This window comes from Mycobacterium sp. SA01 (assembly GCF_041287105.1).
In the GTDB taxonomy this organism is placed as follows: Bacteria; Actinomycetota; Actinomycetes; order Mycobacteriales; family Mycobacteriaceae; genus Mycobacterium.
Map to the genome: position 1 here is coordinate 123,813 of NZ_JBGGNO010000022.1, position 16,935 is coordinate 140,747.

The following is a 16,935-nucleotide window of genomic DNA, read 5'->3' on the forward strand; positions in this document are numbered from 1 at the left end:
ATTTCAGTTGCGAGTGTATCAGCGCGGTGTGGGCATCACTGCCCGATTAATGTGGGCACCAGCGGGAAGCCCGGCAGGTTCCGGATGACCGTCCAGCTGATCGCCGCGACGGCGATCACGCTGATCACCGACAGCGGAAACGGCCGCTCCCCTCGCCGGATCCGCCAGATCGCCCAGAGTGCCAGCATCGGCAAACCCACGAGCAGGAACACATTGTCGACAACGGCGGCTGCGACGTCGCCGTGCAGCAGGTCGTGGGTCATTCGCAGGCCACCGCACGCCGGGCAGTTCCAGCCGGTGAGCAACCGGAACGGGCACGGCGGAAACAGTGAGCCGGGCCGGTGCGGGTCGGCGATGCCGACATAGGTGAGCGCACCGATCCCCAGCGCACCCGTGGCGAGCCCGGTGTAGAGCCGGGTTCTGGGTGGCTGGCCGACGCTACCCATCACGCAGGGGACGTCCCTGCGGGTCGCGCACCTTGTCGGTGAGGATCATGACGCCGTCGATGATCCCCCAGATGACCGCGCCGACGCCGCACGTGACGAGCCCGACCAGCAGCTGGGCGATCCCCAGTCCGGTGTAGCCGAGGTAGATGCGGCCGATCCCCACCAGGCCGAACAAGCCGAGCAGCTGCAGCAACCCGGCGACGATCTTCGATTTGTCCGACAGCGGCTCACCGGTGACCGGATGACGGCCGAACGGGGCGGCGGGATCCACGTAGCCACCCGGACCCGGATACTGCGGCGGCATCGGGTAATTCGGCGGGGCCTGGTAGTTGGGCGGCGGCGCGCCCTCGGTGCCTCCGAACTGCGGCTCAGTCATGCCCCACAGCATGCCAGAGCCGGGCCCAACCCAGAAGAGCAAGAATCTGCGCCCGGATCGCGCCGGCCCCCGCCGCTACGTGAGCGGTTCCAGCTCCTGCAGCATGGTCGGCACCAGCTCGCTGACGGTCGGGTGGATGTGCATGGTGCGCGATATCGCCGTGTAAGGCTTCTTGGCGGACATGATGTCGAGGATCGAGTGGATGACCTCGTCGCCGCCGACCCCGAGGATCGCTGCGCCGAGGATCTGCTCGGTGTCGGCGTCCACGACGACCTGCATGAAGCCTTGCGTCTCGCCCTTTTCCACCGCCCGGCCGACCCTGGTCATCGGCCGCCGGCCCACCAGTGCCCGACGGCCGGACTTACGCACCTGGTCGACGGTCAGGCCGGCCCGGCCGAGTGGCGGGTCGATGTAGAGAGCGTAGGTCGGTACCCGGTCGCTGACTCGGCGCGGATCGTTGTCGAGCAGGTTGGCCGCGACGATCTCGAAGTCGTTGTAGGAGGTGTGGGTGAAGGCACCCTTGCCGTTACAGTCGCCCATCGCCCAGATGTGTTCGGCGGTGGTGCGAAGTTGGTCGTCGACGACGATGTAGCCGCGGCCGTCGACCTCGACACCGGCACGGTCGAGGCCGAGGTCGTCGGTGTTCGGCTGGCGGCCCACGGCCACCAGCAGGTGTGAACCGGCGATGGGCTCGGCTCCGTCGTACGGAATCACCTCGAAACCGTTGTCGCGCTTGGTAAATCGTAGACCGGATGCGCCGGTGACGACGGTGATGCCCTCGGCCGTGAGGATGTCCTCGATGGCCGCCGAGACGTCCTCGTCCTCGCGCGGCGTGAGCCTGGGCCCCCGTTCGAGGACGGTGACCCGAGCGCCGAACCGGCGATACATCTGGGCGAACTCCAGCCCGATGTAGCTGCCGCCGACGATCACCAGATGGTCAGGCACCACGTCGAGTTCGAGGATGCCGACATTGGTCAGGTAGTCGATGTCGCCGAGCCCGGGCAGCTCCGGCACCACCGCCCGGCCCCCGACGTTGAGGAAGATCCGGTCGGCTGTCAGGACCTCGTCCCCGACGCGGATGGTGTGCGGATCCTCGAACCGGGCATGGCCGCGAATCAGAGTGCAACCCGGCATGCCCTCGATCCACGATTCGACGCCACTGCGATCGCCGAGCACGATTCCGTCCTTGCGCGCCTTCACTTTTGCCATGTCGACCGACACGTCACCGGTGGACACCCCGTAATCGGCTCCGCGGCGCGCGGTGTGGGCGGTGTGCGCGCTGGCGACCAGGGTCTTGGTCGGTATACAGCCGGAGTTGACGCACGTTCCGCCGACGAGTTTGCGTTCGATCACCGCGACGGTGTGACCGGCGTCGGTCAGTCGCCCGGCCAAGGGTGGGCCGGCCTGCCCGGCACCGACGATGATCGCGTCTACGTGAGTCACAGAAGACTGACCAGGTAAGCAACCAGGAAGCCGCCGCCGACTGCGATCACGTCCTCGCCGATCGCCACCGGCAGATCGCGGCCCCCATTGGCCGCCACCAGCCGTGAGCGCGCCTCGTAGCCACCGAGGGTGCCGAGCACCGCGCCGATGATGCCGGCCCCGAGTGAACTGAACGTATGGAAGAACGCGCTGCCGATCACCGCACCGGCGAACGCACCGGTGAGCAGGCGGGTCAGGAACTGCGCGGTGGTCTTGCGACTGGGCGTCTTCGGCAGCTGATCGGTGACGAGCTCGACGAGCAACAGGACCGTCAGCACGGCCACGGTGATCCAGCTGCCCACCCAGGCCGACCACTTGTCGGTGACGTCGATCCAGCCGAGAAATGCGCCCCACGCCACGACCGCGGGCGCGGTCAGCGCGCGCAATCCGGCGATCACACCGATCAGTAGGGCCAGCAACAGAACGAGAGCGTGCGTCATAACGGTCCTTCGGGCCGGTGGCAACTAAAGGGACGCTAACACGCAGCCGCCGCCGCGGCGGGCCAACCTCAGAAGCGGCAGAACCTGATGTCGGAGGCCAGAATCGCCTTGGCACCGATGGCCGCGAGCTCATCCATGATCGCGTTCACATCGCGGCGCGGAACCAGGGCGCGCACCGCAACCCAGTCCGGGTCGGCCAGCGGCGCGATCGTGGGTGACTCCAGACCGGGGGTGACCGCGGTGGCGCGCTCGAGCACCGAACGCGGGCAGTCGTAGTCGAGCATCAGGTACTGCTGGCCGAACACCACACCCTGGACGCGGGCCGCCAATTGGTCGCGCGCGGCCCGGTTGGAGTCGTCGCCGTTGCCGGCCCGTTCGATCAACACTGCTTCCGAATCACACAGCGTCTCACCGAAAGCCACCAAATCGTGCAGCCGCAGCGTTCGGCCCGAACCGACCACGTCGGCGATCGCGTCGGCCACGCCGAGCTGGATCGAGATCTCGACCGCCCCGTCGAGGCGGATGACGGTGGCCTCGATTCCCTTGCTGGCCAAGTCTTTCCGCACCAGGTTCGGGTACGCGGTGGCGATCCGTTTGCCCGCCAGGTCGGAAACTGTCCATTCCCGTCCAGCCGGTGCGGCGTACCGGAAGCTCGACGAGCCGAAGCCCAGAGCCAGCCGCTCGGTCACCGGGGCGTCGGACTCGGCGGCAAGATCACGGCCGGTGATCCCGAAGTCGAGCTGCCCGGAGCCGACGTAGATCGCGATGTCCTTGGGACGCAGGAAGAAGAACTCGACGCCATTGGCCGGGTCGATGACGGTGAGATCCTTGGGATCGGTGCGCCGCCGGTAGCCCGCCTCGGAGAGGATCTCGGCTGCGGATTCGGACAGCGCCCCCTTGTTCGGGACGGCAACGCGCAACATGGCAGCCACCTAGAGCTTCCGGTAGATGTCGTCGAGGGTCAGGCCACGGGCGACCATCATCACCTGCGCCCAGTAGAACAACTGGCTGATCTCCTCGGCCAGCGCCTCGTCGGATTCGTGCTCGGCGGCCAGCCACACCTCGCCGGCTTCTTCGAGGATCTTCTTGCCGAGGGCGTGCACACCGCCGTCCAGCGCGGCGACGGTGGCGCTGCCCGCCGGTCGGGTGCGGGCTCGCTCCCCCAGTTCGGCGAACAGTTCCTCGAAGGTCTTCACGGCCTGCGATTGTTCCATGCGGGTGCAGCCGCCGTCACGGCGGTTTCCGGTCGGCCACTAGGCTGGCTTCTCGTGCGAGGATCCCGGCCACTGTTCGTCCTGGGCGCCGCCGTCGCGGCGCTGGCCGGCTGTTCCAGCCCGATCGTCACCACCAAGGAGTCCGGGGAGCAAACGGCGCCACCCCCGGCCGCCACTACTTCAGCGCATCCCAGCAATGACAAGCTGGTCAATGCGTTCGACTTTTACACCCGGACCGATGACGTACATTCGGGCTACTACTTCACCAGTCCGAGCGGCAGCTGGCGCTGCGTGATCGTCCCCCGTACCTGGGCGGGTTGCCAGTCGACCTCGGGAACCGGTCGCATCGGCGTGACGGGTGCGCCCGATACGGTGACCGACGCCGACGGGCAGAGCGTCGCACCCAACTCCATCGTGGTGTTCACCCAAGACGATCCCCAGTTCGCCTCGGTACCGGCTGAGCAATTCACACAGCCGTCGGGCGCTCCGAAGACGTTGCCGTTCAACAAGATCCTCGCTGCCGCCGGATTTCGCTGCAACATTCAGCAGCAGACCGGCATCTCGTGCCTGAGTGAACAGACCGGCAAGGGATTCACGTTCTCCAACACCGGCGCGACCTGGGTGTACACCGACGTCCCCTGACCTCGGCTAGCCGGAGCGCGCCGGCTTGTCCTCGTGCAGGAGCTCGGCGTGCATGTCCTCGAGCGAGACGCCCTTGGTCTCCATGACCCACTTCCACACGAACAGTCCCGAGAGCACCGCGCACAGTCCGTAGAACCCGTACGCCAGACCGAGGTGGTCACGCAGGCCCGGGAACGACACGGTGATCAGCCAGTTCGCCGCCCACTGTCCCGCCGCGGCCAGGCCGAGTGCGGCCGCCCGGATGCGGTTGGGGAACATCTCACCGAGCAGCACCCAGACGACCGGGCCCCAGGACATACCGAACGCCACCACGAAGAGGTTCGCGGCAATCAGCGCGATGACCCCGGATGCGCCCGGCAGGTTCGGCTTTCCGTCGACCAGAGTCGCGTTGGCGAAGATGACGGCCATCGTGATGAGGGTGACGGCCATCCCGGACGAGCCGATCAACAACAGCGGCTTGCGGCCGATCTTGTCGATCAGCGCAATCGCGATCAGGGTGGTCGCGACGTTCACCACCGACGTGATGACGGTGTAGATGGCCGACTGGTCGGCGTCGAAGCCGACGGCCTGCCACAGCACATTCGAGTAATAGAAGATCACGTTGATGCCGACGAACTGTTGGAAGATCGACAGTCCCAAGCCAACCCAGACGATGCCGTACAGGCCGCCGCTGGGCTTGCGCAGATCCCGCCAGGAGGGCTTGTCCTCCCGCTCCAGGGTTTCCCGGATGCGGCTGATGGTGATCTCGAGGTTCTTCTCACCCAGCAGCATGCTCAGCACCCGGCGAGCCTCGGGGATCTTGTGACTGGCCACCAGGTACCGCGGTGACTCGGGGATGGTGAACGCCAACGCGCCGTACAGGACTGCGGGGATCGCCATCGCCAGGAACATCCACCGCCAGGCGTCGAGGTGCAGCCACAGTTCCTTGTTCGGGCCGCCGGCGGCGTGCTGGAGCAGCCAGTTCACGACGAACGACAGGAAGATGCCGGAGACGATCGCCAGCTGCTGCAGGGAGCCGAGCCGGCCGCGGATGCGTGGCGGGGAGGTCTCGGCGATGTACGCCGGCGCGATCACCGAGGCGATGCCGACGCCGATGCCGCCGACGATCCGGAAGATCACGACCGTCGTCACATTGGGCGCCAGACCGGTGCCGATGGCACTGATGAGGAAGAACACCGCTGCGATCTTCATCACCGAGATGCGGCCGATGCGGTCTGCGATTCGGCCCGCGGACATCGCACCGGCTGCGGCGCCGAGCAACGCCGATGCGACCGCGAAGCCGAGCTCGGCGTTACCGATGCCGAAGTCTTCCTGGATCGAGTCGACCGCACCGTTGATCACCGCGCTGTCGTAGCCGAAGAGCAGACCGCCCAGGGCGGCTACCGAGGCTATCCGAACCGCGGTGCCGCCCGAGGAGAAGTCCTCGTTCTCGAGTCCTGTCGGTGAATCGCTGGTGGGTCCTTGGCCAGCCATGAGGCGTCCTTTCCGCAGCACTGCGAAATCTGGTGGCACCTACGATTGCACAGTCGCAGCCGCACCACGCCGATATCGGTCAGCCGTTCACGCCGAGCGCTCGCCGAGCCCCAGCCGCAGGTCCGTATAGATCTGTCGCAGCTGCGGGATGCCCAACCCGTCGAGCGACGAAACGTGCTGCCGGCCAGGGGTGGCGGGCACGTGGATCTCGTTGGGTACCACAAGCACCGGGCATCCGGCGTCTTCGGCGGCAGCGGTGCCGGTGACCGAGTCCTCGATAGCCAGACACTCACCTGCGGCAAACCCGAGCAGCTCGGCGGCGCGCAGGTAGATGTCCGGGGCGGGCTTGCCCTCAGGCACCTCATCGCCGCATACGGTGGCCGAAAAATAATGCCTGCCAATGCTGTTCAACGCATTCTCGGTGAGGTCCCGACGAGTGTTGGTCACCAGCGCCATCGGCACGTCGGCGGCCCGCAGCGCGTCGAGGAGTTCCCGGGCACCCGGGCACCACGGCAGGCCGGTGGAAAACAGTTCTCCGACGTACTCGTGCATCCAGTCGGCGACCTCGGCCATGTGCCCCGGGTGCGGATCCAGACCGAGGTCGGCGAACACGATCCGGATCACCCCGTCGGCAGAGCCGCCCACTGTGGCGTCGCGGATCTCCGGAGACAACACCCGGCCGTGGCGGGTGTACAGCTCCTTGATCGCGACGTCCCAGAGCTTTTCGGAGTCGACGAGAGTGCCGTCCATGTCCCATAACACCGCTCGCACGCCCACGATTGTGCCATGTACCAGGCCCTGACCTCGAATCCGGCGAGTTTGCTGCGACGGATCACTAGGGTGGCGTCATGCAACTCGGCATGGTTGGTTTGGGACGAATGGGCGCGAACCTGGTTCGCCGATTGATGCGGGGCGGGCACACGTGCGTCGTGTACGACGTGAACCCCGCCGCGGTCAGCGAGCTGGAAGGCGAGGGCGCCACCGGAGCGGCCAGCCTCGACGAATTCGTCGCACAACTCGACGGTCCGCGCGCGATATGGCTGATGCTGCCCGCCGCCATCGTCGACTCGACTCTTGACGCACTGGTCCCGCTGCTCTCGTCCGGCGACACCGTGATCGACGGCGGCAACTCGTACTACCGCGACGACATCACCCGGGCGCGGAAGCTCGCCGAAAGTGGCCTGCATTACGTCGATTGCGGCACCAGCGGCGGAGTCTGGGGGCTGGACCGCGGCTACTGCCTGATGATCGGCGGCGAAACCGACGTGGTCGATCGCCTCGATCCGATCTTCAAGACCATCGCACCGGGGATCGGTACCGCTGAGCCCACCCCGAACCGGCCCGCGGACGCCGCCGGAACCGCCCCCGAAGGCTACCTACACTGTGGCCCCAACGGCGCCGGGCACTTCGTGAAGATGGTTCACAACGGTGTCGAGTACGGGATGATGGCCGCCATCGCCGAAGGGCTGAGCATCATCAAGCACGCCAACGCCGGCACGGTCGATCGGGTGGTCGACGCCGAGACCACTCCGCTGCGCGACCCGTGGGCCTATCAGTACGACATCAACGTCGGCGAGGTCGCCGAAGTCTGGCGCCGCGGATCGGTGGTCGGATCCTGGCTGGTGGACCTGATCGCGGACGCGTTCGCGGCCTCACCCGGCCTCGACCAGTTCTCCGGGCGGGTATCGGATTCCGGCGAAGGACGCTGGACGGTGCTCGCCGCGGTGGACGAAGGTATCCCCGCCCCGGTCATCACCACCGCCCTCTACGAGCGTTTCCAGTCCAGGCAGCTGGGCGAGTTCACCGACAAGATCTGCTCGGCGATGCGCAGCGAATTCGGCGGCCACGCGGAGAAGAAGTGATGGCCGCTCAAAGCGGTTCCGCCGCAGATGTTCTGGTGATCTTCGGCATCACCGGCGACTTGGCCAGGAAGATGACGTTCCGGTCGTTGTACCGCTTGGAGCGGCGCGGCCTGCTCGGGTGCCCGATCGTCGGGGTGGCGCTGGACGACTGGTCCGCCGACACCCTGCGGGAGCACGCCCGAACCGCTATCGAGGCCACCGGCGAGCCCGTGGACGACGACGTGTTCGCCCGATTCGCGGCGCGGTTGTCGATGGTCTCCGGCGATTTCGCGGACGCCGCGACCTACACCAAGGTGGCGGACGCCATCAAAGGACGCACCGCTCCGGTGTTCTATCTGGAGATCCCGCCGTCACTGTTCGGGCGGGTGGTGGACGGCCTCGCCGGCGCCGGCCTCACCGACAATGCCCGCGTGGTGGTGGAAAAGCCGTTCGGACACGACCTTTCGTCGGCGAAGGCCCTCAACGACCAGTTGAGCGCACACCTGCAGGAGTGGCAGATCTACCGCATCGACCACTTCCTCGGCAAGGAACCGGCGATGGACATCCGCTACATCCGGTTTTCCAACTCGATCATCGAGCCGCTGTGGAACCGCGACCGGATCGAGGCCGTGCAGATCACGATGGCCGAGAACTTCGGCGTCGAGGATCGCGGCCACTTCTACGACCCGGTCGGGGCGTTGCGCGACGTCGTACAGAATCATCTGCTGCAGCTCATCGGGCTGATCGCCTCCGAACCGTCGAGCGGCGGCCCGGACGGGTTCCGGGACAAACGGGTCGAGCTGTTCAAGTCCATCCGTCCCGCCGACCCCAAGCACTACGTGCGCGGTCAGTACGCCGGCTACCAGGAGATCGACGGTGTCGCGCCTGACTCGCAGACCGAGACCTACACGGCGCTGAAGTTGTACATCGACAACTGGCGCTGGTCGGGCGTGCCGTTCTTCATCCGGGCCGGCAAGGCTCTTGCGGTGCGGGCCACCGAGATTCGGGTCATCTTCAAGCGACCGCCCCCACTGCCGTTCCTGCCCGAGATCGACGAACAGAACGAACTGATCTTCCGGATCGACCCCAGCCCCGGCGTCGACCTCGTGCTTCAGGCCAAGGAATCGGGCGCCGACGCCACCCGCGCCGTCAACCTCTGCCTGGTGTTCGCCGACGAAATGGCCGCCGCCCCCGAGCCGTACGAGCGACTGCTCGGAGACGCCATGCACGGCGATTCGAGCCAGTTCATCCGGGAAGACGGTGTTGAGGAGACCTGGCGGATCGTTGAGCCGCTGCTGGATTCACCGCCGCCGGTCGAGATCTACCAACCGGGTTCGTGGGGACCGAAGGGAGCCGACGCACTGGTGGCGGGTTATCCGGCCTGGCGTCAGCCCTGGCTGCCCGACCACCAGTGAGCACGGCCGAACAGACCCGTCTCGACGAGGCCACGACCGGGGTGGCACCCTGGCGCCGCTGGGGAACCTACCTGAGCGAACGCGCCTGGGGCAGCGTGCGAGAGGACTACAGCGCCGACGGCGACGCCTGGGCCTACTTTCCGTTCGATCACGCCCGCAGCCGGGCGTACCGGTGGAGCGACGACGGCCTGGCGGGCTGGTGCGATGACGAGCAGACCATCTGTCTGGGCGTCGCGCTGTGGAACGGTCACGACCGCATCCTCAAGGAGCGGCCCTACGGGGTGGCCAACGAGGAGGGCAACCACGGCGAGGACGTCAAGGACTACTGGTTCTACACCGACAACGTGCCCACCCACGCCTATGCGTCCCTGGTCTACAAATACCCGCAGGCCGCATTCCCCTATGACGACCTGCTGCGCACGAACCAGCAGCGCGGGCCGGCGGACGACGAGTACGAACTGTTCGAGGCCTTGCGCGAACAATGGCTGCAGCAGCGCTATTTCGACGTCGAGGTGGCCTACGCCAAGGACGGTCCCGAGGACGTCTTCTGCCGCATCACGGTGACCAACCGCGGACCGGACGCCGCGCCGATCCACGTGCTGCCGCAGCTGTGGTACCGCAACACCTGGTCCTGGGATCCCGGCCAGGACAGGCCACGGATCACCGCCTGCGGCGACGGAACGGCGCGCACCTGGCACCCCATGCTCGGGCAGCGGTGGTACACGGTCACCAGCTCCTGCACCGACACTCCGCGACTGGTGTTCTGCGAGAACGAGACCAACAACCGCCTGCTGTTCTCCTCGCCCAACGCATCGGCCACCACCAAAGACGGCATCAACGACTATGTGGTGGACGGCATCGCCGGAGCCGTCGACCCCGCCGAGGGCAGCAAGGTCGCCGCGATCGTCTCCGCTACTTTGCAGCCCGGTGAAAGCTGCACCGTCACAGTGTGTTTCGCTACCACGGATGCTGTTCGCCCGCCCGGGTACGCCGATGCCGTGCTGGCGGACCGCAAGCGTGAGGCCGACCAGTTCTATCACGCGGTGGCGGCACCGGACCTGAGCGACGACGAGCGGTTGGTCCAGCGACAAGCCTTCGCAGGGCTGCTGTGGTGCAAACAGTTCTACAACTACGCGGTGCGGCGCTGGCTCAAGGGCGACCCGGAGCAGCCGCCACCGCCGCGCGAACGCTGGAGCGCACGCAACCACGACTGGCAGCACTTCGCGGTCAGCGCTGTCATCCTGATGCCCGACGCCTGGGAGTACCCGTGGTTCGCCGCCTGGGACTTGGCCTTTCACTGTGTCGCCATGGCGCTCATCGATCCCGACTTCGCCAAGGCACAGGTACTCGTGCTGCACGGCTCCACCGCGCAACATCCGCACGGCCAGATCCCGGCCTACGAATGGAAGTTCGGTGACACCAATCCCCCGGTGCATGCCTGGGCGGCGTGGCAGGTCTACCAACTCGATCAGCTCCGCAGCGGTGTGGGCGATTTCGATTTCCTGGCCACCGCGTACCGATCAGCCACCCTCAACGCGATGTGGTGGCTGAATCAGAAGGACGAGACCAACCGCGGTGTGTTCGGCGGTGGGTTTCTCGGCATGGACAACATCGGGGTGTTCGACCGCGACGAGCCGCTACCCACCGGCGGCGAACTCGCCCAGGTCGACGGCACCGCGTGGATGGCGGCGCTGGTCTTCCATCTGTTGGAGATGGCGATCGAACTGTCCCAAACGGATCCGAGCTACACCGACATGTTCAGCCGGTGGGTGTGGGACGCCTGGCTGGTGGCCAATTCGCTGGAGAAGGGCACCTACCGGGTCAGCTTCTGGAACGACGACACGAACTTCTATCACGACGTCATCGAAATGCCGGACGGGACGAGCAGATCGCTGGAGGTGTTCTCGATTCAGGCGATCGTTCCACTGTTCGCCGCGATCGCCATCCCGACCAGCGCGACCGAGGTGACCTCGACCCTGCGGCACTGTCTCGAAGCGCTGGCCAAGACCTACGAGCACACCGACGACGACGTCAAACTGGTGATGAGTGGCGGCGACGGCACGCATCTGATGATCGGCGTCATCCACGAGGACCGGCTCACCCATATCCTGCGACGGCTCCTCGACCCCGAGCAGTTCCTGTCCCCCAACGGAATCCGGTCACTGTCGCGGTATCACCGGGACCACCCGTACACCTACCACGTCGACGGCGCCGACTACGTCGTGGACTATCAGCCTGCCGAATCACGCAGCCGGATGTTCGGCGGTAACTCGAACTGGCGCGGCCCGGTCTGGCTGCCCACCAATTTCCTTATCGTCCAGGCGCTGAACTCCTACGCCCGGTTCCTCGGCGATACCTACCGCGTTCCCGATCCCGCCGGGTCGGCCGACGAGGTCACCCTGCACGTGGTGGCCGACCGGTTGGCTCGCCAGCTCACCGGCCTCCTGGTCCGCGACGAGAACGGCCGGCGAGCGGTGTTCGGGGACAACGAGTACTTCCAGAGCGACCCGCACTGGCGCGACCTGATCCCGTTCCACGAGTACTTCGACGGCGACACCGGCCGCGGCCTCGGCGCCAGCCACCAGACCGGCTGGACCGCGACCGTCGCTGTGCTGCTGCAGTTCCGGGGCAGCCTGTACTTCCGGCGCTAGGACCTAGTCCTCCGGGTTGTAGCCGAGGTTCGGCGCCAGCCAGCGCTCGGCCTCGGCCAGGGTCCAGCCCTTGCGCTTGGCGTAGTCGGCAACCTGATCCTGGGCCAGCCGGCCGACCACGAAGTACTGCGACTGCGGGTGCGAGAAGTACCAGCCGCTGACCGCGGCGCCGGGCCACATCGCCATCGACTCGGTCAGCTCGATACCGGTGCGCTCCTTGACGTCCATCAACTCCCAGAGCGTCATCTTCTCGGTGTGCTCCGGGCAGGCGGGATAGCCGGGCGCGGGACGGATTCCGACGTACTTCTCGCCGATCAGCGCGTCGTTGTCCAGCTGCTCGTCGGGCTGATAACCCCAGAACTCCTTGCGGACCCGTTGATGCATGCGTTCGGCGAACGCCTCCGCCAGCCGGTCGGCGATCGACTCCAGCAGGATCGCGCTGTAGTCGTCGAGCGCGGCCTTGAACTCCGCGATCTTCTCGCCGCCGCCGAGCCCTGACGTGACGGCGAAGGCGCCGACGTAGTCGGCCAGGCCGGTGTCTTTGGGCGCGACGAAATCGCCGAGGCTCCGGTTCGGGATGCCGTCGCGGTGCTCGCCCTGCTGGCGCAGGTTGTGCAACCTGGTCAGCACCTCGGTGCGGGTCTCGTCGGTGTACACCTCGATGTCGTCGCCGACGGCGTTCGCGGGGAAGAAGCCGATCACCCCGTTGGCGGTCAGCCACTTCTCCTTGATCGCGGTGTCGAGCATCTGCTGGGCGTCGTCGTACAGCTTGCGGGCCGCCTCGCCGGACGCCGGGTTGTTCAGGATGTCGGGGAACCGGCCCTTCATCTCCCAGGCGTTGAAAAACGGCTGCCAGTCGATGAATTCGCGGAGCTCGGCGAGGTCGTAGTCGAGAAACTCCCGCACGCCGAGGCCCTGGGCGGGCACCGGCGGTGTGTAGCCGTCCCACTCGATCGGTGTCCGGTTGGCGCGGGCCTTCTCCAGGGTGAGCATCGGCCGCTCGTTCTTCTGCGCATGCCGTTCCCGCAGTGACGCGTAGTCCTTCTCGGTGGACTCAAGAAGAGCCGGCCGCTGCTTGTCGTCGAGCAACGCGGCGGCGACGGGCACCGAGCGCGACGCGTCCTTCACCCACACCACCGGGCCGCTGCGGCGCGGCGAGATCTTCACGGCCGTATGGGCGCGCGAGGTCGTCGCGCCACCGATCAGCAGCGGGATCTGCAGGCCCTGGCGTTCCATCTCGACGGCGAAGTTGGCCATCTCGTCCAGGGACGGGGTGATCAGACCGGACAGCCCGATGATGTCGGCGTCGTGCTCCTTGGCCGCCTCCAGGATCTTGGCCGCGGGCACCATCACACCGAGGTCGATCACCTCGAAGTTGTTGCACTGCAGCACAACCCCGACGATGTTCTTGCCGATGTCGTGGACGTCGCCCTTCACGGTGGCCATGATGATCGTGCCGTTGGTGTCCTTACCGGCCTTTCCATCTTGGGACGCGCCGGAGGCCTCCTTCTCTGCCTCGATGAACGGCAGCAGGTAGGCGACGGCCTTCTTCATCACCCGGGCCGACTTCACCACCTGGGGCAGGAACATCTTGCCGGAACCGAACAGGTCACCGACGACGTTCATGCCGTCCATCAGCGGACCTTCGATCACCTCGATCGGGCGACCTCCCGCGGCGGCGATGTCGGCCCGCAACTCCTCGGTGTCGTCGTCGACGTGCGCGTCGATGCCCTTCACCAGAGCATGCGTGATCCGCTCGCGGACCGGCAGAGACCGCCATTCGGCCGCGGCCGGATCGTCAGCTTTCTCCGAACTGTTGAACCGCTCGGCGATCTCGAGGAGGCGTTCGGCCGCGTCCTCGCGACGGTTCAGTACGACGTCCTCGATGCGGTCGCGAAGCTCGGGGTCGATCGAGTCGTACGGCACCAGTGCGCCGGCGTTGACGATGCCCATGTCCAGGCCGGCCTTGATGGCGTGGAACAGGAACACCGAGTGGATCGCCTCGCGGACCGGGTTGTTGCCCCGGAACGAGAACGACACGTTCGAGATGCCGCCGGAGATGTGCACGCCCGGCAGGTTTTCCTTGATCCAGGCGCAGGCCTCGATGAAGTCGATGCCGTAGGTGGCGTGCTCCTCGATGCCGGTCGCCAGGGCGAAGCAGTTCGGGTCGAAGATGATGTCCTCGGCCGGGAAGCCGACCTCTTCGGTCAGGACCCGGTAGGCGCGCCCGCAGATCTCCTTGCGGCGTTCCAGGTTGTCGGCCTGCCCTTGTTCGTCGAAGGCCATCACCACGACGGCGGCACCGTACTTGCGGCACAGCCGGGCCTCACGGACGAACTTCTCCTCGCCCTCCTTCATGGAGATCGAGTTGACGATCGGCTTGCCCTGCACGTTCTTCAGGCCGGCCTCGATGACCTCCCACTTGGAGGAGTCGATCATCACCGGGACGCGGCTGATGTCGGGCTCGGCGGCGATCAGCTTGGTGAACCGATCCATCGCGGCGACGCCGTCGATCATGCCTTCGTCCATGTTGATGTCGATGACCTGCGCGCCGACCTCGACCTGCTGCAGCGCCACCGACAACGCGGTGTCGTAATCCTCGGCCTTGATCAGGTTGCGGAACCGCGCCGAGCCGGTGATGTTGGTGCGCTCACCGATGTTCACGAACAGCGATTCGTCGGTGATGTTGAGCGGTTCCAGGCCGGCGAGCCGGGTGGCGACCGCGATCTGCGGCACCTCGCGGGGCGTCTTGCCCTCGACGACCTTCGCGATCTCGGCGATGTGCGCCGGTGTCGTTCCGCAGCAGCCGCCGACCATGTTGACCAGACCGGCGTCGGCGAATTCTTCGACGTATCCGGCCTGACGCTTCGGGGACTCGTCGTACTCGCCGAAGGCGTTGGGCAGACCGGCATTCGGATAGCAGGACACGAAGGTGTCCGCGATACGCGAGATCTCGGCGAGGTACGGCCTCATCTCGGGTGCGCCGAGGGCGCAGTTGAGACCAACCGCGAGCGGCTTCGCGTGTCGGATCGAGTTCCAGAACGCCTCGGTGACCTGACCGGACAACGTCCGCCCGGACGCATCGGTGATGGTGCCCGAGATGATCACCGGCCAGCGGCGGCCGCGCTCCTCGAACAGCGTCTCGATGGCGAAGATCGCCGCCTTGGCGTTCAGCGTGTCGAAGATCGTCTCGACGATGAGGATGTCGGCACCGCCGTCGACCAGCCCGTTGGCGGCGTCGAGGTAGGCGGCGACCAGCTGGTCGTAGGAGACGTTGCGGGCGCCGGGGTCATTGACGTCCGGGGAGATCGACGCGGTCCGGGTCGTCGGGCCCAGCGCACCCGCGACGTAACGCGGCTTGTCGGGCGTGCTGAACTCGTCGCAGGCCGTGCGGGCCAGCGCCGCACCGGCGTAGTTCAGCTCGTAACCCAGCTCCGCCATGCCGTAGTCGGACAGCGAGACCGCGTTCGCGTTGAACGTGTTGGTCTCCAGGATGTCGGCGCCGGCGTCGAGGTACTCGCGGTGGATGCCCTCAATGATGTGCGGCTGGGTCAGGGTGAGCAGGTCGTTGTTACCGACCAGGTCGCTCGGCCAGTCCTTGAACCGCTCGCCGCGATACCCGGCCTCATCCGGTCGGTCGCGCTGAATCGCCGTTCCCATCGCACCGTCGATCACCAGGATCCGCTCGCGCATGGCCGCTGCCAACGCATCAGTGCAGTCCGGGCGGATGTTCGGCGTGAAGCCGTTCGACTCAGGGGTGCTCACAAACGTTCCTTCCATGACGGAAGGCGTCCTTAACTCTGCCGAGCGTGGCGGATACCGGCAGCCGGCCGGACCCGTTGCAACGCCTCTCGACGGTGAAAAGTCTACGTCGTCCTGCAATGGACTTCTGGACGCCTAACCCGTCGGGTTAACCAGATTGCAGCCGAACGTATTTCGCACCAGGGACGCCCGGGCCCGCAACCACGTGCCGATGACGCGTCTACTAGCACACGCCACGACACCAGGGTAGTCGGTCCGAGAAGGCTCATCGAAGCCGAGCAACCCTTAGGCTGAAGTCGTGACCCCGTCGAATTTCAGCGGCGCGAAAGGCCCGGATCTGCCCGAATTGCAGAACACGATCATCGTCGCGGCTTTCGAGGGCTGGAACGACGCCGGCGATGCCGCCAGCGACGCGCTCGAGCACCTGGACGCGATCTGGGAGGCCGACACGATCGTCGAGATCGACGACGAGGCATATTACGACTATCAGGTGAATCGTCCGGTGATCCGGCAGGTGGACGGCGTGACCCGCGAACTGGTGTGGCCGTCGATGCAGATTTCTCACTGCCGCCCGCCCGGCTCGGACCGCGACATCGTGCTGATGCACGGGGTGGAACCCAACATGCGGTGGCGCACGTTCTGCGCCGAGTTGCTCGCGATCGCCGACAAGCTGAACGTGGACACCGTGGTGATCTTGGGCGCGCTGCTGGCCGACACCCCGCACACCAGGCCCGTCCCGGTCTCCGGAGCGGCCTACTCCCCCGAATCCGCGAAGTTCTTCGGTCTCGAGGAAACCCGCTACGAGGGCCCGACGGGGATCGCCGGCGTGTTCCAGGATGCCTGCGTGGCGGCCGGTATCCCGGCGGTGACGTTCTGGGCCGCGGTGCCGCACTACGTGTCGCAACCGCCCAATCCGAAGGCCACCGTCGCGCTGCTGCGGCGCGTCGAGGATGTGCTCGACATCGAGGTGCCGTTGGGCGATCTGCCCGCGCAGGCCGAGGAGTGGGAGCAGGCCGTCACCGAGATGACCGCCGAGGACGAGGAGATCGCCGAGTACGTGGCCTCCCTGGAACAGCGCGGCGACGCTGAGGTCGATGTCAACGAGGCGCTCTCCAAGGTCGACGGCGACGCGCTGGCCGCCGAGTTCGAGCGGTACTTGCGCCGGCGGGGTCCGGGTTTTCGCGGCTAGCCCG

At 66.6% G+C, this 16,935-nt stretch carries 14 protein-coding genes; 5 read left to right on the forward strand and 9 right to left on the reverse strand.

All coding sequences use genetic code 11. The features are described 5' to 3' along the window. Positions 1-35 precede the first annotated feature (35 nt). The 6 genes from AB4879_RS26700 to AB4879_RS26725 all read right to left on the reverse strand — a co-directional run bounded on the left by AB4879_RS26700 (position 36) and on the right by AB4879_RS26725 (position 3,958). Positions 36-446 (reverse strand): DUF2752 domain-containing protein, encoded by a 411-nt coding sequence (locus AB4879_RS26700; RefSeq protein ID WP_370509988.1) that lies wholly within the window; start codon positions 444-446, stop codon positions 36-38. Further along, a complete protein-coding gene (locus AB4879_RS26705) occupies positions 439-834 on the reverse strand; it encodes an NINE protein (RefSeq protein ID WP_102809029.1) in 396 nt (131 codons plus the stop codon). Before AB4879_RS26705 ends, AB4879_RS26700 begins: the two co-directional genes overlap by 8 nt. A 63-nt stretch (positions 835-897) precedes the next feature. Then, the gene (locus AB4879_RS26710; RefSeq protein WP_370509989.1) at positions 898-2,265 is read right to left on the reverse strand and encodes an FAD-containing oxidoreductase; all 1,368 of its coding nucleotides are present in this window, start codon (positions 2,263-2,265) and stop codon (positions 898-900) included. Continuing rightward, positions 2,262-2,744, reverse strand: coding sequence for a DUF4126 family protein (locus AB4879_RS26715; RefSeq protein ID WP_102809027.1), 483 nt, complete (start codon positions 2,742-2,744; stop codon positions 2,262-2,264). Before AB4879_RS26715 ends, AB4879_RS26710 begins: the two co-directional genes overlap by 4 nt. A 68-nt stretch (positions 2,745-2,812) precedes the next feature. Next, a complete protein-coding gene (gene hisG, locus AB4879_RS26720) occupies positions 2,813-3,667 on the reverse strand; it encodes an ATP phosphoribosyltransferase (RefSeq protein WP_370509990.1) in 855 nt (284 codons plus the stop codon). Positions 3,668-3,676: 9 nt separating this feature from the next. Further along, positions 3,677-3,958 (reverse strand): phosphoribosyl-ATP diphosphatase, encoded by a 282-nt coding sequence (locus tag AB4879_RS26725; protein ID WP_036344717.1) that lies wholly within the window; start codon positions 3,956-3,958, stop codon positions 3,677-3,679. 54 nt (positions 3,959-4,012) lie between these two features. Here AB4879_RS26725 and AB4879_RS26730 point away from each other — a divergent pair, with 54 nt between their 5' ends. Continuing rightward, positions 4,013-4,600 carry a hypothetical protein gene (locus tag AB4879_RS26730; protein WP_370509991.1) on the forward strand — a complete coding sequence of 196 codons (588 nt, stop codon included), beginning with the start codon at positions 4,013-4,015 and terminating at the stop codon, positions 4,598-4,600. Between the two features lie 6 nt (positions 4,601-4,606). Here the strand turns inward: AB4879_RS26730 and AB4879_RS26735 are convergent, their stop codons facing one another. Both AB4879_RS26735 and AB4879_RS26740 read right to left on the reverse strand, forming a co-directional pair. After that, entirely contained in the window at positions 4,607-6,073 is a 1,467-nt protein-coding gene (locus AB4879_RS26735) for a sugar porter family MFS transporter (RefSeq protein WP_370509992.1), read from the reverse strand. Between the two features lie 87 nt (positions 6,074-6,160). Then, positions 6,161-6,844, reverse strand: coding sequence for an HAD family hydrolase (locus AB4879_RS26740; RefSeq protein ID WP_370509993.1), 684 nt, complete (start codon positions 6,842-6,844; stop codon positions 6,161-6,163). Positions 6,845-6,921: 77 nt separating this feature from the next. On the opposite strand from AB4879_RS26740, the gene gnd reads away from it, so the two are divergent. Genes gnd through AB4879_RS26755 form a run of 3 tightly spaced genes read left to right on the forward strand, consistent with a single transcriptional unit; the run spans position 6,922 to position 11,980 of the window. After that, the gene (gene gnd, locus AB4879_RS26745; RefSeq protein WP_370509994.1) at positions 6,922-7,935 is read left to right on the forward strand and encodes a phosphogluconate dehydrogenase (NAD(+)-dependent, decarboxylating); all 1,014 of its coding nucleotides are present in this window, start codon (positions 6,922-6,924) and stop codon (positions 7,933-7,935) included. Continuing rightward, positions 7,935-9,329, forward strand: a complete 1,395-nt coding sequence (gene zwf, locus AB4879_RS26750; RefSeq protein ID WP_370509995.1) for a glucose-6-phosphate dehydrogenase — start codon at positions 7,935-7,937, stop codon at positions 9,327-9,329. Before gnd ends, zwf begins: the two co-directional genes overlap by 1 nt. Further along, entirely contained in the window at positions 9,326-11,980 is a 2,655-nt protein-coding gene (locus AB4879_RS26755) for a glucosidase (RefSeq protein ID WP_370509996.1), read from the forward strand. Before zwf ends, AB4879_RS26755 begins: the two co-directional genes overlap by 4 nt. A gap of 3 nt (positions 11,981-11,983) precedes the next feature. Here the strand turns inward: AB4879_RS26755 and metH are convergent, their stop codons facing one another. After that, complete coding sequence (metH, locus tag AB4879_RS26760; protein WP_370509997.1) at positions 11,984-15,745, reverse strand: methionine synthase; 3,762 nt, start codon at positions 15,743-15,745, stop codon at positions 11,984-11,986. A gap of 295 nt (positions 15,746-16,040) precedes the next feature. Between metH and AB4879_RS26765 the strand changes: the two genes are divergently transcribed. Continuing rightward, positions 16,041-16,931, forward strand: coding sequence for a PAC2 family protein (locus AB4879_RS26765; RefSeq protein ID WP_036344710.1), 891 nt, complete (start codon positions 16,041-16,043; stop codon positions 16,929-16,931). The last annotated feature ends 4 nt before the right edge of the window (positions 16,932-16,935 follow it).

What these genes read in the sequence shown, in the direction of transcription:
- AB4879_RS26700 (WP_370509988.1), bottom strand. Translation starts at nt 446, where the DNA reads ATGGGTAGCGTCGGCCAGCCACCCAGAACCCGGCTCTACACCGGGCTC.
- AB4879_RS26705 (WP_102809029.1), bottom strand. Translation starts at nt 834, where the DNA reads ATGCTGTGGGGCATGACTGAGCCGCAGTTCGGAGGCACCGAGGGCGCG.
- AB4879_RS26715 (WP_102809027.1), bottom strand. Translation starts at nt 2,744, where the DNA reads ATGACGCACGCTCTCGTTCTGTTGCTGGCCCTACTGATCGGTGTGATC.
- hisG (WP_370509990.1), bottom strand. Translation starts at nt 3,667, where the DNA reads ATGTTGCGCGTTGCCGTCCCGAACAAGGGGGCGCTGTCCGAATCCGCA.
- AB4879_RS26725 (WP_036344717.1), bottom strand. Translation starts at nt 3,958, where the DNA reads ATGGAACAATCGCAGGCCGTGAAGACCTTCGAGGAACTGTTCGCCGAA.
- AB4879_RS26735 (WP_370509992.1), bottom strand. Translation starts at nt 6,073, where the DNA reads ATGGCTGGCCAAGGACCCACCAGCGATTCACCGACAGGACTCGAGAAC.
- gnd (WP_370509994.1), top strand. Translation starts at nt 6,922, where the DNA reads ATGCAACTCGGCATGGTTGGTTTGGGACGAATGGGCGCGAACCTGGTT.
- zwf (WP_370509995.1), top strand. Translation starts at nt 7,935, where the DNA reads ATGGCCGCTCAAAGCGGTTCCGCCGCAGATGTTCTGGTGATCTTCGGC.